The following is a 24134-nucleotide window of genomic DNA, read 5'->3' as shown; positions in this document are numbered from 1 at the left end:
GTGATCGCCGCCGCTGCAAAAGGAAAGGCCCGCACAGGGGCGGGCCGGAGGTGGGGGAGGGAAAAACGGTTCGGGATCAGGCCGCCAGGATGCGGTCCAGCAGGTTGTCCAGCGGCGCGGGCAGGCGGGCGTCTTCCGCACCCATGCCGGTCTCTGCAAGGGCGCGGCCCTCATCGCTGGCCAGAACCTGGCGGGTCTCGGTCAGCGACAGCTGGTGAAAGGCAGAGCCTTCGCGGTCATCGCCGGCGGGCATCAGCATGCCGCTTTCGGCCCAGACCAGCTCTTCTTCCTCGAATTCGAAATGGATGCGGCCCAGGCGCTCCGGCGCGGCGGCAGCGATGCCCTTGTAGCCGGCCAGGGCGATCAGCTTGGTGACCACAACCGGGAGGCCGAACAGGCGCTCGGCGGTGTCCATCTCCAGCGCCACTTTCTGGTCGGAGGGCAGCATCAGGTCGGTGTCATTGCCCAGGGCGCCGGCCGGCACATGCATGCAGGTGGTCAGACGCGGCACCGCGTGGCTGACCGCCTTCACTTCCTGGGCGCCGCCGTCAAAGGTGAACACCATGTCGCCGGGCTTGATGTCGCGGGCCTGTTTGAAACCCTCTTCGGTTTCCACCAGGGTTGCGGGCAGAAAGCCGCCGCTGCGGATGCGGGCCCGCTTCGGCGCCGGTTTCCCGGACTGCGGCAGGAGGTCGTTCAGCAGCACATCAACCGGCAGGAAATCGGCGAAATCTGTGGTGTGATCCAGCTGCATTTTGTGTCCCTTCTGAGCATCCTTGGCCCGGCGTTTTGCCGTTGAAGCCATGAGGCCCCCGAATTGGGACCAAATTGGGGCATGGGTGCGGCCCCTTCCGGGATGCGGCAGATTTCTGGGGACAAAACCGCGGTTTTACCCGGGATTGTTAACCTTTCGGCGGCTCAGCATGAGGATTTGTTAAGATTTGACCGGCGTTTGACGCTCGGCTTCTGCACGCCTCGAATCGTGATTCCTGTTGGTTAACAGAGTGTTAATGCACGGTTGCGCTGTTAATAATTATGGTGATGAAGCTGTGGATAACTGTGTGAACGCTTTGAAAGCAAACAAAAACGGGCGCCTTGCGGCGCCCGTGCGGCTTTGTTCCGGTAATGTCTCTTGGACAGTTACTGTCCGCAGCTGCCGATCAGCGCCTCATACTGTTCGGTGACCCAGCCCAGGGCCTGCTCCGGATTGCGCTCCTCGATCTTGCCGATCATGCGCTCAAACACCACCGCGGAGCGGCTTTCGTCAACAACGGTAAAGCTCTGCCCGGTCATCACCACGGCATAGAGGAAGAAGGCAATTGCGACCAGAAGAATGCCGCGCAGCACCCCGAAGAAGAAGCCCGCGCCCTGGTCCACCCCGCCAAGCGCCGAGCGCTGCACCAGGGTCGAGAACAGCGGCGTGAAGAATGAGACCACAATCAGTGCCAGCGCGAACACTGCGGCAAAGGCGGCGATGATGGACAACTCGCAGCTGTCGGCGATGAATTCGCCGATCACCGGGATCTCTGCCATCAGCGGCTCGACCTGCGGCGCAAAGATGAAGGCGAGGATGCCGGCGGCGATCCAGCCGGCGATGGCCATGGCTTCGCGCACGAAACCGCGTGAATAGGCCAGCAGCGCCGATACGACGATGACCAGGGCCACGACCCCGTCAATGATTGTGAAACCTTCCATGTCCCTCGCCCGTTTACCTGCGGTATCAAATTTTTTGCGACTTTAGCCGGCCCCGAAGAATTCGCCAACAAAACCGGCCAGGTCGCTGGACTTTCGCAAGTTCAGGCCGGTCACGGACACGGTTTTGCTGCCGCCTGGGGCGATCGCCGCCGTGAAACCAAGTTTTTGCGCCTCTTTCAACCGGTTTTCGGTCTGCGGCGCCGGGCGCAGGGCCCCAGATAGCGAAATTTCTCCGAAAACCGCGGTATCGGCGGGCAAAGCGACGTCTTCCCGCGCACTGAGCAGCGCCGCCGCCACCGCCAGGTCTGCGGCAGGCTCCGAAATCTTCATGCCGCCCGCCACGTTCAGGTAGACATCCAGCCCCGCAAAAGGAATGCCGCAGCGCGCCTCCAGGACGGCCAGGATCATCGCCAGCCGCGAGCTGTCCCAGCCGACCACCGCGCGGCGCGGCTGCGAATGCGGCGAGGGCGCAATCAGCGCTTGCATTTCGACCAGAACCGGCCTCGTGCCCTCGATGCCCGCAAACACCACCGAGCCAGGTGACGGCTCGCCGCGTTCCGACAGGAACAGGGCAGAGGGGTTCACCACCTCCGCCAGCCCGCCGCCGGTCATCTCGAACACCCCGATCTCATCCGCCGGGCCAAAGCGGTTCTTGACCGCGCGCAGGATGCGGAACTGATGGCCGCGCTCGCCTTCGAAGTACAAAACGGTGTCGACCATATGCTCGACAACCCGGGGGCCTGCGATCTGGCCTTCCTTGGTGACATGGCCGACCATGATGATCGACACCCCGTTGCGTTTGGCAAAGGTGGTCAACTCATGTGCTGCCGCGCGCACTTGGCTGACCGACCCCGGGGCGCTGTCCACGTGATCAGCCCACATGGTCTGAATGGAATCGATAATGGCGAGCTGCGGCTTTTCCGCCTCCAGCGTGGTCAGGATATCGCGCAGGTTGGTTTCCGCCGCCAGCTGCACCGGCGCGTCCGCCAGCCCCAGCCGCTGCGCCCGCATCCGCACCTGGGCCGAGGCTTCCTCGCCGCTGACATATACGGTCTTCAGCCCCGCATGGGCGAACCGCGCCGCCGCCTGCAGCAGCAGTGTGGATTTGCCGATGCCCGGATCGCCGCCGACCAGGATCGCCGAAGCGGGCACCAGCCCGCCGCCCAGCACCCGGTCCAGCTCTCCAACGCCGCAGCAGGTGCGCGGCGGCGGGGTCTCCCGCGCCGACAGATCCGTCAGCTGAATAGTGCGCCCGCGCTTCACGCCCAGCGACTTCTTGGCGGGGCCGGAGGACAGCCCCTGGTCCTCGCTGATGGTGTTCCACTCGCCGCAGCCTTCGCAGCGGCCCGACCATTTGGAGAAGCTCGCGCCGCAGGCCGAGCAGGAGAAAGATGTTTTTGCCATGCCGGATCAGTGGCAGATGTTTCCCTTTTGTTCAAGAGGGCTGCGGGCGCTGCGGCGGCGGATGCGAGGCGCTGCCTCGCGCTCCGGGATATTTGGGGCCAGATGAATGAAGGATAGGGTCTTCTTCTGGCTGAAAATATCCCGGGGGAGGCCCGTCAGGGCCGGGGGCAGCGCCCCGGCTCCAAGTCAGTCGGCGCGCCGCGGCGGCTTCATCGCGACCACGCTGCCAGTTTCGGGATCGGTGCCGTCCGGCGGGCTTTGCAGCTGGGCCGACAGTTCCGGCAGCAGCTCGAACAGCTCCTCGCGCAGGCGGCCGAGGTGTGATTTTGCCAGCGATTCCTCGATTTCCACGTCGCGGGTCCACTGGCGCAGCTCGTGCATCACCATCTTGGCATCCTCCAGCCGCGTCTGAAAGGCATCCAGCTCCTCCTGGCGCTGCTTCAGGAAGGTTCGGGCGCGCTCGACGTTGGCGTCTGAGTAGGTGCTGGCCAGGTCCTGGCTGACCTGGCTCATCTGCGCTGCCAGCTCCAGCACTTCCGGCTCCAGCTCGCCCAGGTCCGGGTGGTTGCGCATGAAGGCCAGCCGTTCCTTGACCGCGTCGAATTCGGACCGGGCGGTGAACAGCCCCTTGCGGTCGCCCGCATGGGCGGTGTGATAGGCGCGGGCCACATCCTCCATCTGCACGGTGAATTTGCGGTGCGAATTTTCCAGTGCCAGCATGCGGCCGTTGGCCGGCAGAAAAAACGCCAGCATCAGAACCAGCGCGGTCAGGGTGATCTGCGCCACCATGCCTGCCTGCGGATAATAGGTCCCGTCCAGCCCCGCCTGCAGCGTCAGCCAAGGCCAGACACCGGCAGCCGACAGCGCTGTCGCAAGGACCGCGCCGAGGGCGGCAATGCAGATCACCGCAAACGTGAGGCGCAGGAACAGCGCCTGGGATTTGAAAAGGACAGTGTGAACGGCGGACATGAAAACCCCTCCATAATACCGAAACCACCCGGGGGCCGGTGGCAGGGGGGGGTGGCCTTTTCAGGCCGTCCACGGCAGCACCCTCGGAACACAACAACGCGGTTCGTCGGCAAAATGTTGCACAAGAATCAAATTTTAGGCAACTATCCGCTGATATTATTCCTTAACGCCTGCGGCGCATTTGCCATGCCCAGCACCAGCGAGGCGAGGATGCAGCCGGTGAACAGGTAGAGCCCCCAGGCGGTCTCGATGGTGGCGAGGCCAATGCCCTTGGCAAGGGTGATATAGAGCGCGATCAGGAACACATCGGCCATCGCAAGCTTGCCCAGCACATGCAGCACCGGCTGCAGCCGCGCATCCAGCAGGTTCCACTGCACCAGCGCCAGGCCGATGGTTTTAAGGTAGGGGGCGAAGATCGCAAAGAAGGTGACGATCAGCGCCAGCACCGCGTCGCTGCCCCACAAGGACTGCAGTCCTGTGACCACCGAAATCTCGCTGAGGCCGAAAATCGGCAGCAGCCCCGCCCGCATCAAGGGGGCGAACCAGGCGACCGGGTATAGGATCAGCAGCGACAGGGTAAGGAGGCGGAGGATCAACCTAGGTTAACTCGCTTCTTAATCTGGAGATGCTGCGCCGCACATACCACAACCCCAGGCACGAAAGCACTGTCCAGAAAAGTAGGACTGTTCCAGCCCCCCACGGACTTTCCCGAAGTATACCATCAGCTACCGCAAGGCAGAGTTTGCCAGATAAAGCGGTTGCAAGCATGGCACCCAAAAGCCGTACATTGGCTATTCTAAAAAACCTTCTGCGCAACAGCGGGGCATAGAGATCCGGGCCTTTAGCAACCTCGAACCAAACGCTCATAGTGAACATCATCACAATAGCGCCTAGTGCAATTGAATAGATTGCCATTTCTACCGCACCGCCTCGATCGGCCCCTCCGCGCGGCCGTGGATGAACTGCTCCATGTAGGGATCGCCCGAATGATCCATCTCCGCGACGGGGCCGGTCCATTGGATCACCCCGCCGTGCAGCATCGCCACGTTGTCGGCAATGGCGCGGACGGAGGTCATGTCGTGGGTGATGGTCATGGCTGTGGCGCCCATCTCCACCACGATTTCGCGGATAAGGTCGTTGATCACACCCGACATGATCGGGTCGAGGCCGGTGGTGGGTTCATCAAAGAAGATGATCTCCGGCTCCGCCGCAATCGCACGGGCCAAGCCCACGCGTTTCTGCATCCCGCCGGACAGTTCTGAGGGAAAGAGGTCCGCCACATTGGCCTTGAGCCCGACGCGGCGCAGCTTTTCGATGGCGATGGCGCGGGCTTCCTCCGCCGGCCGCTTCAGCGCCCCGCGTAAGAGGCGGAAGGCCACGTTCTGCCAGACCGGCAAGCTGTCAAACAGCGCACCGCCCTGGAACAGCATGCCGAAGCGGGCCAGGAACTTGTCGCGGTCGCCGGAGTCGGCGGGTTTGCCGTCGACATAGATCTGCCCTGAGTCCGGCTTGATCAGACCCAGGATGCTTTTCAGCGCCACCGACTTTCCGGTGCCGGAGCCGCCGATAATCACCATCGACGTGCCCTTGGGGATCTCCAGGGTCATGCCGTTCAGCACCTGGTTGTCGCCAAAGGCCTTATGGACGTTTTCCATGCGGATCATAGCGAGAAGAACACCCCTGTGAGGACAAAGTTGGCAGCCAGGATCAGCACCGCGGCGGATTCGACAGAGCCCTTGGTGGCGCGGCCCACGCCCTGGGCGCCGCGGCCCGATTGCATGCCGTAATAGCAGCCCATCATCGCCGCGATGGTGCCAAAGGCCGCGCCCTTGACCAGCGAGGAGATAATGTCGAGCGGCTCCAGGAAATCGACCGTGTTCTTGAGGTAGGCGGCAGCGTTGAAGCCGAGGTTCTGCACCGCAACCGTATAGCCGCCCATGATGCCGATGATGTCGCCGACGCCGACCAGAACCGGCACGGTGACCAGCGCCGCCAGCACGCGGGGCGCCACCAGGTATTTCATCGGATGGGTCGACAGCGTCACCAGCGCGTCGATCTGCTCGGTCACCTTCATGGTGGCGATCTCGGCGGCGATGGAGGAGGTCACGCGCGCCGCAATCATCAGTCCCACCAGAACCGGGCCCAGCTCGCGCACCATGCCGATGGCGACGATCTGCGGCACCACGGCTTCGGCGTTGAAACGGGCGCCGCCTGCATAGATCTGCAGCGCCAGCGCGCCGCCGGTGAAAATCGCGGTGAGGCCGACAACCGGCAGCGACAGCCAGCCGATGTTCAGCAATGCCTGCAGCAGCTCACGCGGGTAATAGGGCGGGCGGACCATGTGGCTGAAGGCCCCCAGCGCAAACAGCGCTGCGCGCCCGACCGCGGCCATCCCGGCCAGCGCGGTGCGGCCCAGCCGGGCCAGGAGGCTGACGGGATTCATTCCTGATAGGTCCGTGCGTAGCGGTGCCCGGTGGCGGTCAGGATCTCATACCCGATGGTGCCGGCGGCTTCGGCCAGCGTATCTACGGTCTGATGCTCATTGAGGATGGCCAGCGCCTCCGGCACCTCGGCCAGGCCGGTGACATCAACAGTGATCAGATCCATCGAGATCCGGCCCACGACAGGGCAGGGGGTGTCCCCGGCATAGACCTGAATGCCGCCATTGCCCATCGCCCGGTGCAGGCCGTCGGCGTATCCCGCCGCCACGGTGGCGATGCGGCTGGGGCGTTTGGCCACCCACGCGTTGCCGTAGCCGGCGCTTTCGCCCGGCTCCAGGTCGCGCACCTGAATGACCGGCAGGTCAAGATGCACCACCGGCAGCGCGTCCTTGAACGGCAGGCCGCCATAAAGACCGATGCCGGGGCGGCAAAGGTCGAAGTGGTAATCTGGGCCCAGCAGCATGCCGCCGGTCGCGGCCAGCGAGCGCGGAATGTCCAGCCCGTCCGTAAACTCGCGGAAGGTGTGCAGCTGGCGGGCGTTCATGTCGTGGCCCGGCTCATCGGCGCAGGCAAGGTGCGACATCAGCAGCACCGGGTTCTGGCCCAGGGCGATTTCCGCCACCGCGGCCCATTCGCCCGGCTCCATCCCCAGCCGGTTCATGCCGCTGTCCAGCTGCACCCCGAACGGATGGCCCGGCAGGGTCTCAAAATGGCGCAGCATCTGGTCCAGCGAGTTCAGCATCGGCGTCAGCTGGAAATCCTTCAAGAGCTTGGCATCGCCCTCCATATGGCCGGAAAACACTGAAATGCCCGGACCCGGCCCCAGCGCGCGGCGCAGCGCGCCGCCTTCTTCGGCCGCCGCCACAAAGAAATTGCGGGCGCCCGCCTTGGCCAGCGCTTTGCCCACGCGGCCTGCATCCAGGCCATAGCCGTTCGCCTTGACCACCGCGGCTGTCTCGCAGTTGGTCAGCGCATCCAGATTCCGCCAGTTGGTGACCAGCGCATCCAGGTTGATTGTCAATCTTGCCGTGCTCATGCGGTGTTCATGACACGGGCGGGGCGCAGGTCAAGGGGGAAAAACCGGAATGGCGGCGGAGGCTTGCCTGCAGGAAACAAATAAGCCCGGTTCAGCGGGGGGGCTGAACCGGGCTGGTGCTCTGGCCTGAAGGATGCATGACCCGCCAGGCCCCGGCACTGAAAATCCGCGATCCGGCTGCAAGGGCCCGGATCAGTGTTCCTCGTAGCCCTGCTGCCAGGCTTTGGCGAGGTTGCCGAAGCGGGTGAACTGGGCCTCGAACGACAGCTCCACCGTACCGATGGGGCCGTGACGCTGCTTGCCGACGATGACTTCCGCCTTGGCGTGCAGCCGTTCCATCGCCTGCTTCCACTCTTCCATCTTCTCCAGCTCGTGGTCGCCGGGCTTTTCCCGCTCCTTGTAGTATTCCTCGCGGAACACGAACATCACCACGTCGGCGTCTTGTTCGATCGAGCCCGATTCACGAAGGTCCGACAGCTGCGGGCGTTTATCTTCGCGGTTTTCCACCTGACGCGACAGCTGCGACAGCGCGATCACCGGGATGTTCAATTCCTTGGCAATCGCCTTCATCCCCATCGAGATTTCGGCGATCTCGTTCACACGGTTGTCCGACATGCCGCGGCAGAGCTGCAGATAGTCGATCACCAGAAGGTCCAGCCCGTGCGTCCGCTTAAGGCGCCGCGCCCGCGCGGCCAGCTGCGAGATCGGGATCGCCGGCGTGTCATCAATGAACAGCGGGCAGCTTTCCAGGTCCTTCGCCGCCTGCACAAAGCGGCGGAATTCGTCCTCTGTCATGTCGCCCTGGCGGATCTTGTGCGAGGAAATTTCCGAGGCTTCCGCCAGAATACGGCCTGCCAGCTGCTCGGCACTCATCTCGAGGCTGAAGAAGCCCACGACGCCGCCGTCCAGCGCGCCTTCGCTGCCGTCGGGTTTCACCCCGCGTTTATACGCCTTGGCGACGTTGAAGGCGATGTTGGTCGCCAGCGACGTCTTACCCATAGAGGGGCGGCCCGCAAGGATGAGGAGGTCCGAGGGATGCAGGCCGCCAAGTTGTTTGTCGAGGTCCATCAGGCCCGTCGAGATGCCGGCCATGCCGCCACCCCGCTGATACGCCTCGTTGGTCACATTGACCGCTTCTGTGACGGCCTTCAGGAAAGATTTGAAGCCGCTTTCCGTCTGGCCCTGCTCTGCCAGCTGGTAAAGCGCCTGCTCTGCCTCAACAATCTGCTCTTTAGGTTCTGATGCCACGTCAACGCGGCGTGCCTTGTCCGAAATGCTCTGGCCCAGGGCGATCAGCTCGCGCCGGATCGCCAGGTCGTAAATCATCTGCGCATAGTCGCGCACCGCAAAGGCCGAGATCGACGCGCCTGCCAGCTTGGCCAGATAGGCCGGGCCGCCCAGCTCCTTCAGGCCCTCGTGGTCCTCCAGAAACGCCTTCAGCGTCACCGGCGAGGCCAGCGCGTTCTTGGAGATCCGCGCCGCGGCCACCTCGTAGATGCGGGCGTGCACGGGGTCGTAGAAATGCGACGAATCGATGATCAGCGCGATCTTGTCGTAGACCTCGTTGTTGGTCAGAATCGCGCCCAGCAGCTGCTGTTCCGCCTCTACCGAATGCGGCAGCTCATTGTCCGGCATCGCGGCCTCCGGCGCCGCGGCGGAGTCGGGCATCGGGGCAGGAGGGGGCATGTCGCCGTCGAAAGGGGTAATCTCGTTCATCACTGCTCTCGTCTTTCCGGCCGCCTTATACGGTGCGCGGGGCCATTCGCCTATCTGGGAATCTCTGGGGATCCCTTGTGGATATCCGCACCGGGCCTGTGGGCTGTTTACCGCAATGGGCCAGCAAGCCTGTCCTAAGTAAGCTACATGATGCGGCAGGGTCTGGGTAGACCCCTATATCTGCCTGTCACTCTTTGCGGAAAGCGATTCGAAGCGGGCTTTTCCACAGCCCGCCCGGTAACGCATGACCATGCGTCAGGCGGATTTGCGCGCGCCCCGCTTCCGGCTTTGGGAGGCGGGCGAACTGCCCGCCGTGCCAAGCGCTTGGTCCGCCTCAGGCTTTATGGGCTTCCTGCCAGGCGCGCGGGTCCTTCAGGAAGGTTTCCACCTCATCCAGCGTCCCGGTGCTGAACACGCCCTGTGCGCGCGCCTCGGCCAGAACATCCCACCAGGTGCACAGGTAATGCAGCTCCACCCCGTGATCGCCCAGCGTCTTGGTGGTTTCCGGGAAGATGCCGTAATAGAAAATCACCGCGGTGTGGCCGCAGGTGGCGCCGGTCTCGCGGATCGCATCGACAAATGACAGTTTCGATCCGCCGTCGGTGGTCAGGTCCTCCACCAGCAGCACCCGCTCGCCCTCGCTCATCGCGCCTTCGATGCGGGCGTTCTTGCCGTACCCTTTGGGCTTCTTGCGCACATAGGTCATCGGCAGCGCCAGCCGCTCCGCCACCAGGGCGGCAAAGGGGATGCCCGCGGTCTCGCCGCCGGCAATGTTGTCAAACGCCTCAAAGCCCGCGTTGCGCATCACGGTCACCGCCATGAAATCCATCAGGGTGGAGCGGATGCGCGGAAAGGAGATCAGCTTGCGGCAGTCGATATAGCTTGGCGACGGCAGGCCGGAGGCCAGGGTATAGGGCTCTTCCGTGTTGAAGTTCACCGCGCCGGTTTCCAGCAGCATCCGGGCCGACAGGCGGGCGATTTCTTCTTTCGACGGATAGGAAGTGGGGATCATGGCGGCAGGCATCCTTTGCGGCGGCGGTTTTGCTGTCCTTAAACCGGAACGCTGCCGTTTTGAAGCCCTGGCGAAGGGCCGGCCCCCAATGATCGCGGGGGCCGGCCGCAGCGTGGTTCAAATGCGGTTCAGAAGATAAAGTCGTTGCCCGACAGATCTGCAATTCCGACCCCGTCCAGCGTGATCGAATTGCCGTTGTTGTCGCTGATCACAGCATCGCCATCGCCGTTTTCGGACAGGTGGTTGTTCTTCAGATCGCGGAACGACTTGATGTTGCTGACACCGGACAGGTCGATCTTTTCCTTCCGGCCCGCGGTCTCGAAATCGGACACGGTGTCCTCGCCGAAGGCGCCCTTGAAGATGAACCGGTCGGCGCCGCCTTCGCCGAACAGGTCGTCGTTGCCGCCGTCGCCCAGGATCTTGTCGCGCCCGGCGCCGCCCAGGATCAGGTCATCGCCGCCTTTGCCGGACAGCGTGTCATTGCCGCCCAGTCCCATCAGGCGGTTATCGCCGCCATTGCCCAAGAGCTTGTCTGCGCTTTCGGAGCCGCGCGCCCGTTCGATGCTTTTCAGGGTGTCGCGGTCGCCGAACCCGTCGATGGCAAAGCCCTTGGCCAGGTTCACCGTCACACCGTCCTCGCCGCCATAGCGCGCGTCGCGGTCATAGCGGACCTCGTCCTGGCCTTTGCCGCCGTTGATGGTGTCGTTGCCTTCGATGCCGCGGAAGTAGTTGGCCTTGCCGTTGCCGGTCAGCGTGTCGTCATGGGCGGAGCCGCGCAGCGCCTCGATGCTTTTCAGCGTGTCGGTCTTGCCCCAGCCGTCCGTCGCGGTGCCCTTGCCCAGATGCGCGGTGACGCCGCTGGGGTCCCCGGTGAACGCGACCTGGTCAAAGCCGCCGCTGCCGCCGTTGTAGGTGTCGCGCCCGTCGGAGCTGACGAAATAGTCGTCGCCGGCGCCGCCGTTGAACGTGTCGCGGCCCGCCGTGCCGAAGAACTCGTCGTCTTCTGTGGACCCGGTGGTGGCCAGCGACGACCAGGCTATGACCTGGCCCGGCGCCAGCGCCCCGCCTGGGTCGGACAAGCCGGAGATTGTATCGTCGAAGTCATTCCAATCCGCCGGTGAACTCACTTGCGGCAGCGCCGCCCCGTCAATCACGAAATAGAACTCTGTGTCAGTGTTATCGCCGGTTTCAAAAGTGACCCCCAGGATCACACTGGTGCCGCCGGACCAGGTGACCTGCGTCAATATGGTTTCGTCGGAGAGGAAGCTGAAATCAGGGTTGTTCAGATTAACGCCGCCGGAAATCGCCTGAAGGACATCGTCATTCATGTCGATAAAGGCGACGCCGTCGTCGTCACGGCCGCTAATGGAATAGGTGAAGGTCGAACTGGCGTCCGGAACCACCACCTGCACGTCGACGTTGCTGACGGACGACGGTTCGCCGTCCACAAAATCGACCCGTGCGCCACTGAATGTAAAAGTTGTCATACCATTGCCCCTTACCGGTATTGCGCCAGCAGCCGCCGCTGGCGGAAATCAATAGCCCGATACTTGAAGGGGGCTGCTGATTCCCGGCAAGGCGGAGGGGATAGAAACTTTATTGTTGGTTAACAAGTGTTGCTATTCGGCACGCCAGTAAACGTCAAAGCCCGGATCAAACACGGTGACAGGCCCGTCGCCGCTCTCGATCTTCTCCGGGAACTTTACTGGCGCATCACCCTTGCTCAGCGTCAGGCTCCCGCCGCTCACCGGCAGGCCATAGAACGCCGGGCCATGTTCGGAGGCAAAGCCCGCCAGCTTGTCCAGCGCGCCTTCCTCCTCGAACACATGCGCCAGCAGGGACATGGTGTTGGTGGCGGTGAAACAGCCGGCGCAGCCGCAGGCGCTTTCCTTGTTCGGGTCGGTGTGCGGGGCAGAGTCGGTGCCCAGGAAATAGCGCTTGTCGCCCGAGGTTGCAGCCGCCCGCAGCGCCAGCCGGTGCTCTTCGCGCTTGGCCACCGGCAGGCAGTAGTAATGCGGCTTGATGCCGCCCACCAGGATGTGGTTGCGGTTGATGATCAGGTGGTGCGTGGTGATCGTCGCGCCCAGGTCCTTGTCCTGGCTGGCGACATAGTCGGCGGCGTTTTTGGTGGTGATATGCTCCATCACAACGCGCAGCCTCGGGGTGGCCTTGCGGATCGGGTCCAGCACCCGGTCGATGAACACCGCCTCGCGGTCGAAAATGTCGATATCGTGGTCGGTGACCTCGCCATGGGTGCACAGCGGCAGGCCGATCTCGGCCATTTTCTCCAGCACCGGGCGCACCTTCTCGAAATCGCGCACGCCAGAGGCGGAGTTGGTGGTCGCCCCGGCAGGGTACAGCTTCACCGCCTTGACCAGCCCGCTGGCATGGGCCGCGGCCACATCTTCCGGATCGGTGTCCTCGGTCAGGTAAAGCGTCATCAAGGGTTCAAACGCCATCCCCTCCGGCAGCGCCGCCAGGATGCGGTCCCGGTAAGCCGCGGCCTGATCCCCGGTCACCACCGGCGGCACCAGGTTCGGCATGATGATGGCGCGGCCGAAGTGGCGGGCGGTTTCGGGCAGCACGGCCTGCAGCATCGCGCCGTCGCGCAGATGCAGGTGCCAGTCGTCGGGGCGGGGGATGGTCAGCGTGTCGGTCATGCGCCCGCGTTAGCACATGACCGCACGGAAACAAAGCGGCGGATTGCGTGCTTTTACAGTCCGCGTCAGCGTTTGGGGGGGAAGGTGAACCCGCCCTCCTCGGCGCGTTGTTCCAGCTCCCGCAGGCGGCGGCGGAACCGCGGCGCGCGCATCCGCTCCGTCACATTGCGGCACATCAGCGCCATCAGGTAAGGGCGGTCCTCCCGCTCCAGCCGCCCCAGCAGGTTGCGCAGGAAGAAGGAGTTGTTGCGGCGGCTGCGGAACAGCTTGTAAAAGGCGCCCCCGGTGAGCTTGCGGCTGCCCGCCAGCGACAGGATGTGATAGAGCATCTCCATCTCGATCAGCCGCGTCTGCACCGCATCGCCCATATGCATCGCCCGCAGCCGGGTCACGTTCTTGCGGGCAAACAGCGAAGCGTGCATCGCGTCCAGCCGCTCCTGCGGATCATAGATCACATAGGCCTGATCCGCCGCATCCAGCATATCCGGCGCATAGCCGTAGCGATCGGTGAAGGACAGGCGGCGCATCTCGGCAAACCGGTCGTCCCATTCTGTCATCCGCGGGTCCAGCGTGGCCTGCGGCTGCACCGCCACAACGACAGCGCCGGGCGCCGCCACCGAATAGGCCGCCGCCGCATAGCCGCAAGGCCCTGCGCCGTAAAAGATCACGTTGTCGAATTCGTCGAAAAACCCGTCATCAATCAGCTGGTCGAAAAAGCCGTAGATGCCGCTGTCGCGGAACCAGGTGTCGCCGTCGGACACCACGCACATATGCGACCAGCCCAGGTTCTTCACCAGGTCAAACCCCAGCGGCTGCGCCAGATCGGACAGGTTGTGGATGCCTTGCATGGTCTCGAACGTCACCAGCAGCGTGTTGCCCTGGTCGATGAAGGTCGCGAAATGCCGGCTGCCCAGCGGCTGGAACATGCCATGTTCTTCGGCCAGGGCCGCCATCCGGGCCTTCCACTCTGCAGGCTTCAGCCCGGAAAGGTCTTCATCCAGATTTTCAAGTCCGTCCTGCATGCCTGCTATCCTCCGCGCCCTTCAGGAAAGGTCCGGGCCTGCTGTTCGGAGTAACAGTTAGGGGTGAATTAAGGCCAAATTTGGAAAAACTCTTGCCTCTTTAAGGCGTTGCAGCGTCCATTCGGCGGCCTTCAGCAGCGCCGCCAAAGGCTCAGCTGCCGTCCTCCGGCCGCCGCCCTGCGGATTGCCCCTGAACGGCAAAATCCCGCAGCAGCGCCGCCGCTGCCGGGCTGAGCGCGCGCGAGGGCGGCGTCATCAGCAGCCGGGCAAACAGCGCGCGGCTGGGTTCCTGCTGCATCAGTGCCGCAAACCGGGCATGGCGCCAATCCACCGCCTTGGCATGCAGCCGCGCCAGTTCCGGGTCGCTCAGCAGGCTGGCCTGAATCTCGGCCCGCGCCGCCCGGCAGCGGGTGATGGCGGTGTCCTCGGCGCCGCAATAGTTCCGCTCCACCCAGTAATCCATCCCCAGCTCCGCCTGCCGGTTGACGCGGCCGCGGTCAGCCTTCAGCACATAACTTTCCATCGCACCCAGCGGGTAGTGGTTCAGCTGCGCCAGACGCCCGTTGGGCTGGCCGTAGCTGGAAAACAGCCGCTTGGTCTTGAACTCGGCGCCCAGCTCGCGCCCCTCGCAGTCGAACCAGCGGAAGCTGTCCAGCCGCGCCGCATCCCTGGCATCGCGGGGGCGGTGAACGCCGCATTTGCGGTAGGTGCCGTCATTGCGGTACAGCGTCTTGAACATCACCGCCCGCCAGGGCCAATGGATCACCTCCGGCGCACAGCGGGTGAATTGCTCGGTGACCGGCACGTCCTCATACCGGACGATGCCGGCATTGCCGAACAGCCGCCAGGTCAGCGTCACCGCATCCGCCTGCGGCAGCGCAGCCAGCAGATCCGCCACCGTGCCGTCGCCGGTCTTGATGCAGACAAATTCGTCGATATCCAGCACCAGCACCCAATCGGCCTGTTTCATCAGCGGATGCCGGTCCGCCTGCTTCAGCGCGGTGAACTGGATGCCGCCCTTGTCATACGGGCCATCGTTGCGCAGGTGGGTCAGCTGCCCCAGCGCCTGCAGCCGGTCCAGCATCCGGGCGGTGCCATCCTGGCAGTTGTTGGAAAAGACAAGGAAATCGGTGAAACCCGCCGCCCGGTGATGGGCCAGCCATTCCAGCAGAAAGGCAGCTTCGTTGCGTACGCAGAGGATGGCCAGAACCCGCATCCGCCTCAGGCCCCCCGGCTGGAGTCAGCGGCCGGGGCAGGGCGGCAGGACGGCATGTGTGGCGCGTTGCGCATGGCGTGCTTCCCGCTCCTCGTAACCCGCGCCCGGGTCAGCGCATCTCAGGTTGGAAGTTTTACCTGCCCGGGCGGGATTTACAACTCTCCGGCGGCCTGCGCGGGTGCCGCCGCCCGCCGCCGCCGCAGCGTCTGCACGCCGCGCGGCTTGACCGGGGCCGCCCTGCGTGGCCTGTTGGGCGGGGCAAAGGGAGGCACAGCATGCAGCAGGCGCAGTCAATTGATCAGGTCCAGCAGATTCTCTTCGGCCAGGGCTATGTCTGCGGCCGGGCGCTGGCCACGGTGGTGTTCCTGTCGCTGAAACTGGGCCGCCCGCTGTTCCTGGAGGGCGAGGCCGGCACCGGCAAGACGGAGATCGCCAAGGCGCTGGCCGCGGGCCTCGGCCGCCGCCTGATCCGGCTGCAATGCTACGAGGGGCTGGATGCCGCCAGCGCTGTCTGCGAATGGAACTTCGCCGCCCAGATGGTCGCCATCCGCACCGCTGAGGCTGCGGGCGCTGCCGACCGCGCCGCGCTGCAAAACGAACTGTTCTCTGCCGACTACCTGATCGAACGCCCGCTGCTGCAGGCGATGCGCCCGGATGAACGCGGCGCGCCGGTGCTGCTGATCGACGAGCTTGACCGCACCGATGAACCGTTTGAGGCCTTCCTGCTGGAGGCGCTCAGCGACTTCCAGGTCACGATCCCCGAACTGGGCACCATCCACGCCCCGGAGCCGCCCATCGTAGTGCTCACCTCCAACCGCACGCGGGAGGTGCATGACGCGCTGAAGCGCCGCTGCCTCTACCATTGGGTCGACTACCCTGATTTCAGCCGCGAGGTGGAGATCCTGAACGCCCGCGCGCCTGAGGCCAGCCAGCAGCTCAGCCGCGAGATTGTCGCCTTCGTGCAGGCCCTGCGCACCGAAGATCTGTTCAAGAAACCGGGGGTGGCAGAAACCATCGACTGGGCCAATTGCCTCTTGGCGCTCGACGTCATCGCCCTCAGCCCCGAGGTGATCGCCGACACCCTCGGCGCCATCCTAAAATATCAGGACGACATCGCCCGCCTGCAGGGCTCCGAGGCGAAACGCATCCTCGACCAGGCCAAAGCCAGCCTGGACGCGGCGTGATGCTTCTTCTGGCTGAAAATATCCCGGGGGTATGGGGGCAGAGCCCCCATGAAACGCACTAGTGCCCGACACTCCGCCGCTGTCCCTGCCGGACGATCCCAAGCTGGTCCGCAACATCACCCATTTCGCCCGCGCCCTGCGCAAGGCGGGGCTGCCGATCGGCCCGGGCCGGGTGCTGGACGCGGTGCAGGCGGTGGCCGCCGCGGGCTTCACCAGCCGCGGGGATTTCTATTGGGCCCTGCACGCCTGTTTCGTCACCAAGCCGGAGCAGCGGCTGGTGTTTGCGCAGGTCTTCCGCCTGTTCTGGCGCGACCCCAGATACCTTGAGCAGATGATGGCCGCGATGCTGCCCGCAATCCGCGGCGTGCAGCAGGAGCGCGCCGCCAAACCCGCCGAAAAACGCGCCGCCGAGGCGTTGCTGGACGGGATGCTCGATCAGCCCGATGCCCCGGCGGAGGAGCCGGAAGGCACCGAAATCGACATCGACGCCGCCCGCACCGCCTCGGCAGAGGAGCGCTTGAAAACCCTGGATTTCGAACAGATGAGCACGGAGGAGGTTGCCGCCGCCAAACGCATTCTTGCCCAGCTGCAGCTGCCGGTGACGCCGATCCAGTCCCGCCGCCTGATGGCCTCGCCACAGGGCCGCCGGGCCGACTGGCGCCGCACCCTGCGCAAAGCCGCACGCCAAGGCGGCGATCTGCAAACCATCGCCCGCGCCAAGCGCCGCATCCGCTGGCCCAACCTGGTGGTGCTCTGCGACATCTCCGGCTCGATGAGCCAGTACAGCCGCATCATCCTGCATTTCCTGCACGCCGCCGCCAACGCCAAGGGCGCAGGCTGGGCCAGGGTGCATGGCTTCACCTTCGGCACCCGCCTCACCAATATCACCCGCCACCTGCACCAGCGCGACGTCGACGCGGCGCTGGCGGCGGCAGGGGCAGAGGCGCAGGACTGGGAGGGCGGCACCCGCATCGGCGGCTGCCTGCACGCCTTCAACCGCGACTGGTCGCGGCGGGTGATGGGGCAGGGGGCGGTGGTGCTCTTGGTCACCGACGGGCTGGACCGCGGCGATCCGGAGGTGCTGGCGCGCGAGATGCAGCGGCTGCAGCTGTCGTCGCGCCGCCTGATCTGGCTGAACCCCTTGCTGCGCTGGGACGGCTTTGCCCCCAAGGCGCAGGGCATCCGCGCCATGCTGCCCTATACCGACAGCTTCCGCGCGGGCCACTCCATTGCCTCGCTGGAGGAGCTGGCCCAGGTGATCTCCAGCCCTTCAGACACGGGCGAAAAGGCGCGGCTGATGGCGCTGCTGCGGTCCGGCGGAAATTAAATTCCAAAAACAGAATGTGACTTGATCTGAATCAACTTGTCTCCTATTGCCTTAATATATTCTGAAAACAGAATGTAACGTGCGAAAGGAGAAATCATGCCACTCAACTGGAAAGCCGGGGGCCTCCTGCTGGGGCTGGTGTTCTTTCTGGCGGTGCTGCTGGTCAAACCCATCGGGGTGTCGACCCAGTTCGTGATCCTCGACGGCATCATTGCCGATGCGGTCAACCCGCAGCTGGTGACGGAGACTGCCGGCGGGTACACCTCCAGCAATGCCTATCTGGCAAAATCGGACGGCAAATACGCCAAGTCCGTCGTCAATCCGCTGAACTACAGCTTTGTCTTCGTGCTGGCGATGGCGCTGGGCGGGCTGCTGTCGGCCAAGCTGCGCGGCGGCATCACCGGGGTAGAGCGCAGCGTGCATGCCCTGTGGCGCGCCAATTTCGGGGACAGCCCGGCGAAACGCTATGCCGCGGCCTTTCTCGGCGGGTTCATCGTGCTTTATGGCGCGCGGCTGGCGGGCGGCTGCACCTCCGGCCACATGATGTCCGGCATGATGCAGACCGCACTGTCAGGCTACATCTTTGCCGCCGGCGCCTTTGCTGCCGCCATTCCCGTCTCGCTGATGCTGTTCAAGAAGGAGGCCTGAGCCATGACCACCATTCTCCTGGCAATCGTGATCGGCGCCGCCTTTGGCGCGGTGCTGGACCGGATCGGGGCGTCCAACCCCAACTACATCGGCAAGATGCTGAACCTCACCAATCTGAACCTGGCCAAGGCCATCCTGCTGGCAATCGGCACCGGCTCGGTGCTGATGTTCGGCGGCCAGATGGCGGGGCTGGTCGATGTCGGCCACATGTCGGTCAAGGCCGCCTATGCCGGCGTCTTCATCGGCGGGTTGATGCTGGGCGCGGGCTGGGCGCTGGCGGGCTACTGCCCCGGCACCGGCGTGGTCGCCGCCGCCTCGGGCCGCAAGGATGCGCTGTTCTTCATCGCGGGCGGCCTGTTGGGCGCGGCGGCCTATATGGTCACCTACCCGGCATGGAAGGCCAGCGGCCTCTTGGACAGTTTCGCGGGCGGCAAGGTGACCCTGGGCACCGTGCCCGGCGCCAAATACGACGGCCTGACCGCGCTGCCCGGCGACCTTCTGGGCATCATCCTGGGTCTTGGGTTCATCGCCTTGGCCTTTGCCCTGCCGGACCGGCTGGTGCCGCAGAAAGCGGCCGCGCAGCCTGCGGAATAACCCGCGCGCGAGCAGCAGCAAGGGGCGCCCGCCGGGGATGGCGGGCGCATTCCTGTGCCTGACTGCTGCTTCGCGCTTGAAACTTCACGTGCCAGCGCCGAGGTTTAAAAGCAGCCGCCGCCCGGGCGGTCCGGGGAGAGACGCAAGATGCAGCACACCGCCCAGTTTGAGAACGCACCGGAAACCGCGCTGGACTGGCACAAGTCCGGCGCAGGCGCGGCCCTTGCGACCGTGGTGCAGACCTGGGGCTCCGCCCCGCGCCGCACCGGCGCGCAGCTGGCTGTGTCCGGCGATGGCAGGATCGAAGGCTCGGTCTCCGGCGGCTGCGTCGAAGGCGCGGTTGTGGTGGAGGCGCAGGAGGCGCTGGCGGACGGCAAACACCGGCTTTTGGAATTCGGCGTCAGCGACGAGGACGCCTTTGCCGTCGGCCTCGCCTGCGGCGGCACCATCAAGGTGCTGGTGGAACCCGTTGGCCCTGCATTGCCCGAGGACATGCTGGAGGAGCTGGCGGCCGCCCGCGCCAGCCGCGCGCCCGTGGCCTATGAGGTGAACCTGACAACCGGCGCCCGCCGCCTTGTGCGCGGGGAATACAAGGACCGGATGCGCATGGACCGCTCCGGGCTGGAGGACGACGAGGAGACCTTTGTCGCCGTCCACAACCCGCCGCTGCGGCTGGTCTGTGTCGGCGCTGTCCACATCGCGCAGGCGCTGGTGCCGATGGCGCGGATCGCGGGCTATGATCCGGTGATCATCGACCCGCGCGCGGCCTTCGCTTCACCGGAACGCTTCCCCGGCGAGACCCTGATGGACGACTGGCCCGACGAAGCCGTCGGAAAACTCGGCCTCGACACCCGCACCGCGCTGGTGCTGCTGACCCACGACCCCAAGCTGGACGATCCGGCGCTGCAGGCCGGGCTGGCAGCGGAGGTGTTCTACATCGGTGCGCTGGGCTCCAAAAAAACTCACGCCGCCCGTGCCGCCCGGATGCAGCAGGCGGGATTCACCGAAGACCAGATCAGCCGCATCCACGGCCCCATTGGCCTGGATATCGGCGCCGCCGGTCCGGCGGAAATCGCCGTTGCGATCCTGGCCGAAATGACCGCCGTCCTGCGCGGCAAACAGCCATGAGGTTCGGCCCGGTCCCCTTGAAAGATGCCGAAGGCGCGATCCTTGCGCATTCCTTGCAGGGCGCATCGCGCAAGGTGGCCAAAGGCACGGTGCTGACCGCCGAGGACCTCGATGATCTGGATGCCGCCGGTTACACGGAGCTGACCGTCGCCCGGCTGGACCCCGCCGACCTGCATGAGGACGCCGCTGCCGAAGCCCTCGCGCATGCGCTGGTTGCGGATCCGTCGGCGCAGGGCATCCGCATCTCCGGATCCGGCACCGGCAGGGTCAATCTTTATGCCACAGGCGCCGGGCTGGTGCGGCTGGACCGGGACAAGCTGGAGGCTGTGAACGCGGTGGACCCGATGATCACCGTTGCCACCGTGCCGGACTATCACCGGGCCGATGCGGGGGGCATGCTGGCGACCATCAAGATCATCTCCTATGGGGTATCCGCCGACGCCATCCGCCGCGCCAGCGAGGGCGCCGCGGATGCGATCCGGGTGCTGCCGCCGGTGCTGTCCTCCGCCACGCTGATCGAAACCACGGTGAGCGATGATACCCCGCCGGACAAGGGCCGCGCCGCGATGGCAGGCCGCCTGCACCGGATGGGGCTCAGCCTGTCGGCACGGGTGGTGGTCCCGCACCAGCAGGACGCGCTGGCAGAGGCCATCGCGCAGGCGCCGGGGCAGCTGGTGCTGATCCTCACCGGCTCCGCCACCTCTGACACCCATGACGTGGCGCCCGAGGCGCTGCGCGCCGCAGGCGGCACGGTGACCCGTTTCGGCATGCCGGTCGACCCCGGCAACCTGCTGTTTCTGGGCAAACATCAGGACAGGGTGGTGATCGGCCTGCCGGGCTGCGCCCGGTCTCCGGCCCTCAACGGCGCCGACTGGGTGCTGGAACGGGTGATCTGCGGCCTGCCTGTCGGGTCCGCCGATATCGCCGCCATGGGTGTTGGCGGCCTGCTGAAGGAAATCCCCACCCGCCCGATGCCGCGCCGCGACGCAGAAGGCTGACGCCGCAGCGCAGCGCGGGATTTGTGACGCAAGGTCACAACCATAGGTGCACCCTCCTGACCCGGAAATTACCCTTTGCCCCCCTGTTAAAACACTTCGCGGATGGCGCGGCACGTGCTTAACTCCCCTCAGCCAGACAAGAACGAGCTAAAGGGAGGGTACTATGGCCAAGGTCTCAATGACCGTGAACGGCAAGGCTGCCAGCGGCGTGGTTGAAGGGCGCACGCTGCTGTCCGCGTTCCTGCGCGACAGCCTGGGGCTGACCGGCACCCATGTGGGCTGCGACACCAGCCAATGCGGCGCCTGCGTTGTGCATGTGGACGGCAAGGCGGTAAAAGCCTGCACAATGCTGGCGCTGGAAGCCGAAGGCGCGGAGGTTGCCACCATCGAAGGGCAGGCCAACGCCGACGGCTCGCTGAACACGATCCAGCAGGCGTTCCAGGACCATCATGGTCTGCAATGCGGCTTCTGCACGCCTGGCATGGTGATGTCGGCGGCGGCACTGCTGCAGGACAACCCCAAGCCCAGCGAACAGGAAATCCGCGACTACCTTGAGGGCAACCTGTGCCGCTGCACCGGCTACCACAATATCGTCAAGGCGATCATGGCGGCCTCGGGACAGGATGTGTCCTCCATCGCGGCGGAATGACAGGACGACCCCAGGCCGGCACCCGGCCTGAGCTGACCAAGGAGTGACTGACAAAGAGGTGCGCCCCGCTAGGCAGCACCCTCCAGGGAGGAAGACCAGACATGCCCAAGGACAATCCAAACGGCGGTGGCATCGGCGCCAGCCCCAAGCGGCGCGAGGACGTGCGGTTCCTGACAGGAGCCGGGAACTATACCGACGACATCAACGTGAACGGCCAGGCCTACGTGCATTTCCTGCGCGCGGATGTGGCCCATGCAACCATCAACTCCATCGACACATCTGCAGCGGCTGAAATGCCCGGCGTGGTGAAGATCTTCACCGGCGCCGATTTCGCCGAGGTCGGCGGTATCCCCTGCGGCTGGGGCGTGACCGACCGCCACGGCAACCCGCAGCAGGAGCCGCGCCACCCGATCATCGCAGACGGCACCATCCGCCACGTGGGCGAGATCGTCGCCGCCGTGGTTGCCGACACGCTGGAACAGGCCCGCGATGCGGCGGAAGCGATTGAGCTGGACCTCAGCGACAAGCCCGCCGTGGTCAACATGGCGGCGGCCTTGGCCGAGGATGCCACCAAGGTGCATGAGGATCTGACCTCAAACCTCTGTTATGACTGGGTGTTCGGCAATGACGACGACGACGCGGTGCAGGCAGCCTTTGACAGCGCCGCGCATGTGACCACGCTGGAGCTTGTCAACAACCGCCTGGTCGCCAACCCGATGGAGCCGCGCGTGGCGATCGGCGACTACAGCCGCGGCACGGACGAATACACGCTCCACACCACCAGCCAGAACCCGCATGTGATCCGCCTCCTGATGTGCGCCTTCGTGCTGGGCCTGCCGGAACACAAGGTGCGGGTGGTGGCGCCGGATGTGGGTGGCGGCTTCGGCTCCAAGATCTTCCACTATGCCGAAGAGGCCTTTTGCACCCATGCCGCCAAAGCCTGCGGGCGGGCGGTGAAATGGACCTCGACCCGGTCCGAGGCGTTCATCTCGGACGCCCATGGCCGCGACCATGTGACCAAGATCGAACTGGCGCTGGACGCAGACAACAATTTCACTGCGCTGCGCACCAATACGATGGCCAATATGGGGGCCTATCTCTCGACCTTCTCCACCTCGGTGCCCAGCTACCTGCACGGCACGCTGATGGCGGGGAATTACAAGACGCCGATTGTGCAGGTGAACGTCAAGACCGTGTTCACCAACACCGTGCCGGTCGATGCCTACCGCGGCGCGGGCCGGCCCGAGGCGACCTATCAGCTGGAGCGCGTCATCGACAAGGCCGCGCGCGAACTGGGCGCCGACCCGATTGCGCTGCGCCGTCAGAACTTCATCACCGAGTTCCCCTATGAAACCCCGGTGGCGCTGACCTATGACACCGGCGATTACGTGGCGACCATGGACAAGCTGGAGGAGGTCGCCGACGTGGCAGGTTTCGCCGCCCGGCGCGCGGAGAGCGAGAAGAACGGCAAGCTGCGCGGTTTCGGCGTCAACTGCTATATCGAGGCCTGCGGCATCGCGCCCTCCAACATCGTCGGCATGCTGGGGGCCCGTGCGGGGCTTTATGATGCTGCAACGGTGCGGGTGAATGCCACCGGTTCAATCAGCGTGATGGTCGGGGCGCATTCCCACGGGCAGGGGCATGAAACCTCCTTCCCGCAGGTTGTGGCCGACATGATCGGCATCGACGAGAGCATGGTCGACATCGTGCATGGCGACACCGGGCGGGTGCCCTTCGGCATGGGCACCTACGGCTCGCGCTCCATCGCGGTCTGCGGCTCTGCCATGGTGCGCGCGACCGAGAAGATCATCAGCAAGGCCAAGAAAATCGCCGCCCACCTGATGGAGGCCTCGGACGCCGATATTGAACTCAAGGACGGCCAGTTCACCGTTGCGGGCACCGACAAATCGGTGGCCTGGGGCGATGTCTGCCTGACGGCCTATGTCCCCCACAACTACCCGCTGGAGGAGCTGGAGCCGGGGCTGGAGGAGACCGCGTTCTATGATCCGGCCAACTTCACCTATCCGGCCGGCGCGTACGCCTGCGAGGTGGAGGTGGACCCCGACACCGGCAAGGTCACCATTGAACGGTTCGCAGCCGCCGATGATTTCGGCAACATCATCAACCCGATGATCGTCGACGGCCAGGTCCATGGCGGGCTGGGGCAGGGCATTGGCCAGGCGCTGTTGGAAAACGCAGCCTATGACGAGGACGGCCAGCTGCTGTCGGCCTCCTACATGGACTATGCGATGCCGCGTGCCGATGACGTGCCGTTCTACCAGGTGGATCATTCCTGCCAGACGCCCTGCACCCACAACCCGCTGGGGGTGAAGGGCTGCGGCGAGGCAGGCGCCATTGGCTCGCCGCCTGCGGTGGTCAACGCAGTGATCGACGCGCTGCAGTCGGGCGGCAAGAACGTGACCCACATTGACATG

22 protein-coding genes are annotated in these 24134 nt (G+C 65.0%); 8 read left to right on the top strand and 14 right to left on the bottom strand.

The features are described from left to right. Nucleotides 1–76: 76 nt before the first annotated feature. From ACTRWG_RS18230 to ACTRWG_RS18165, 14 genes are all read right to left on the bottom strand, one after another. Nucleotides 77–754 (bottom strand): Hint domain-containing protein, encoded by a 678-nt coding sequence (locus ACTRWG_RS18230; RefSeq protein ID WP_027237141.1) that lies wholly within the window; start codon nucleotides 752–754, stop codon nucleotides 77–79. 386 nt (nucleotides 755–1140) lie between these two features. Beyond that, on the bottom strand, nucleotides 1141–1695 hold the full coding sequence (locus ACTRWG_RS18225) for a CvpA family protein (protein WP_027237142.1): 555 nt from the start codon (nucleotides 1693–1695) through the stop codon (nucleotides 1141–1143). A gap of 42 nt (nucleotides 1696–1737) precedes the next feature. Next, the gene (gene radA, locus ACTRWG_RS18220; RefSeq protein ID WP_027237143.1) at nucleotides 1738–3099 is read right to left on the bottom strand and encodes a DNA repair protein RadA; all 1362 of its coding nucleotides are present in this window, start codon (nucleotides 3097–3099) and stop codon (nucleotides 1738–1740) included. A gap of 186 nt (nucleotides 3100–3285) precedes the next feature. Further along, nucleotides 3286–4068 carry a DNA repair protein gene (locus tag ACTRWG_RS18215; RefSeq protein ID WP_259956756.1) on the bottom strand — a complete coding sequence of 261 codons (783 nt, stop codon included), beginning with the start codon at nucleotides 4066–4068 and terminating at the stop codon, nucleotides 3286–3288. 143 nt (nucleotides 4069–4211) lie between these two features. Continuing rightward, nucleotides 4212–4664 (bottom strand): paraquat-inducible protein A, encoded by a 453-nt coding sequence (locus ACTRWG_RS18210; protein ID WP_259956755.1) that lies wholly within the window; start codon nucleotides 4662–4664, stop codon nucleotides 4212–4214. Between the two features lie 321 nt (nucleotides 4665–4985). Beyond that, nucleotides 4986–5732 carry an ABC transporter ATP-binding protein gene (locus ACTRWG_RS18205; protein ID WP_027237146.1) on the bottom strand — a complete coding sequence of 249 codons (747 nt, stop codon included), beginning with the start codon at nucleotides 5730–5732 and terminating at the stop codon, nucleotides 4986–4988. Further along, on the bottom strand, nucleotides 5729–6511 hold the full coding sequence (locus ACTRWG_RS18200) for an MlaE family ABC transporter permease (RefSeq protein WP_027237147.1): 783 nt from the start codon (nucleotides 6509–6511) through the stop codon (nucleotides 5729–5731). Before ACTRWG_RS18200 ends, ACTRWG_RS18205 begins: the two co-directional genes overlap by 4 nt. Next, complete coding sequence (gene alr / locus ACTRWG_RS18195) at nucleotides 6508–7545, bottom strand: alanine racemase (RefSeq protein ID WP_462829752.1); 1038 nt, start codon at nucleotides 7543–7545, stop codon at nucleotides 6508–6510. Before alr ends, ACTRWG_RS18200 begins: the two co-directional genes overlap by 4 nt. A 192-nt stretch (nucleotides 7546–7737) precedes the next feature. Further along, nucleotides 7738–9261 carry a replicative DNA helicase gene (locus tag ACTRWG_RS18190; protein WP_259956753.1) on the bottom strand — a complete coding sequence of 508 codons (1524 nt, stop codon included), beginning with the start codon at nucleotides 9259–9261 and terminating at the stop codon, nucleotides 7738–7740. 334 nt (nucleotides 9262–9595) lie between these two features. Then, on the bottom strand, nucleotides 9596–10273 hold the full coding sequence (locus ACTRWG_RS18185) for an orotate phosphoribosyltransferase (protein WP_259970362.1): 678 nt from the start codon (nucleotides 10271–10273) through the stop codon (nucleotides 9596–9598). A 128-nt stretch (nucleotides 10274–10401) separates the two neighbouring features. After that, a complete protein-coding gene (locus tag ACTRWG_RS18180; protein WP_462829751.1) occupies nucleotides 10402–11760 on the bottom strand; it encodes a calcium-binding protein in 1359 nt (452 codons plus the stop codon). Nucleotides 11761–11892: 132 nt separating this feature from the next. Continuing rightward, complete coding sequence (gene pyrC / locus ACTRWG_RS18175; protein ID WP_462829750.1) at nucleotides 11893–12933, bottom strand: dihydroorotase; 1041 nt, start codon at nucleotides 12931–12933, stop codon at nucleotides 11893–11895. A gap of 65 nt (nucleotides 12934–12998) precedes the next feature. Further along, complete coding sequence (locus tag ACTRWG_RS18170; RefSeq protein WP_027237153.1) at nucleotides 12999–13955, bottom strand: hypothetical protein; 957 nt, start codon at nucleotides 13953–13955, stop codon at nucleotides 12999–13001. Nucleotides 13956–14106: 151 nt separating this feature from the next. Continuing rightward, the gene (locus ACTRWG_RS18165; RefSeq protein WP_027237154.1) at nucleotides 14107–15171 is read right to left on the bottom strand and encodes a glycosyltransferase family 2 protein; all 1065 of its coding nucleotides are present in this window, start codon (nucleotides 15169–15171) and stop codon (nucleotides 14107–14109) included. Nucleotides 15172–15446: 275 nt separating this feature from the next. On the opposite strand from ACTRWG_RS18165, the gene ACTRWG_RS18160 reads away from it, so the two are divergent. From ACTRWG_RS18160 to ACTRWG_RS18125, 8 genes are all read left to right on the top strand, one after another. Next, entirely contained in the window at nucleotides 15447–16355 is a 909-nt protein-coding gene (locus tag ACTRWG_RS18160; protein WP_027237155.1) for an AAA family ATPase, read from the top strand. A 61-nt stretch (nucleotides 16356–16416) separates the two neighbouring features. Beyond that, nucleotides 16417–17682, top strand: coding sequence for a vWA domain-containing protein (locus tag ACTRWG_RS18155; protein WP_027237156.1), 1266 nt, complete (start codon nucleotides 16417–16419; stop codon nucleotides 17680–17682). A 96-nt stretch (nucleotides 17683–17778) separates the two neighbouring features. Next, nucleotides 17779–18330 carry a YeeE/YedE thiosulfate transporter family protein gene (locus ACTRWG_RS18150; protein WP_027237157.1) on the top strand — a complete coding sequence of 184 codons (552 nt, stop codon included), beginning with the start codon at nucleotides 17779–17781 and terminating at the stop codon, nucleotides 18328–18330. A 3-nt stretch (nucleotides 18331–18333) separates the two neighbouring features. Further along, on the top strand, nucleotides 18334–18924 hold the full coding sequence (locus tag ACTRWG_RS18145) for a DUF6691 family protein (RefSeq protein WP_027237158.1): 591 nt from the start codon (nucleotides 18334–18336) through the stop codon (nucleotides 18922–18924). A gap of 147 nt (nucleotides 18925–19071) precedes the next feature. Beyond that, nucleotides 19072–20052: an XdhC family protein gene (locus ACTRWG_RS18140; protein ID WP_027237159.1), complete on the top strand. Its 981-nt coding sequence runs from the start codon at nucleotides 19072–19074 to the stop codon at nucleotides 20050–20052. After that, nucleotides 20049–21050: a molybdopterin-binding protein gene (locus tag ACTRWG_RS18135; RefSeq protein ID WP_027237160.1), complete on the top strand. Its 1002-nt coding sequence runs from the start codon at nucleotides 20049–20051 to the stop codon at nucleotides 21048–21050. Before ACTRWG_RS18140 ends, ACTRWG_RS18135 begins: the two co-directional genes overlap by 4 nt. A gap of 163 nt (nucleotides 21051–21213) precedes the next feature. Next, nucleotides 21214–21699, top strand: coding sequence for a (2Fe-2S)-binding protein (locus ACTRWG_RS18130; RefSeq protein ID WP_027237161.1), 486 nt, complete (start codon nucleotides 21214–21216; stop codon nucleotides 21697–21699). Nucleotides 21700–21800: 101 nt separating this feature from the next. Next, nucleotides 21801–24134 (top strand): xanthine dehydrogenase family protein molybdopterin-binding subunit (locus tag ACTRWG_RS18125; protein WP_462829749.1); only part of this gene is annotated, 2334 nt, incomplete at its 3' end.

The organism is Leisingera sp. G5_S3_59_S7, assembly GCF_054968485.1.
Note: the sequence above shows the minus strand (reverse complement) of the source record. Positions and strands in the feature narration are given on the sequence as shown.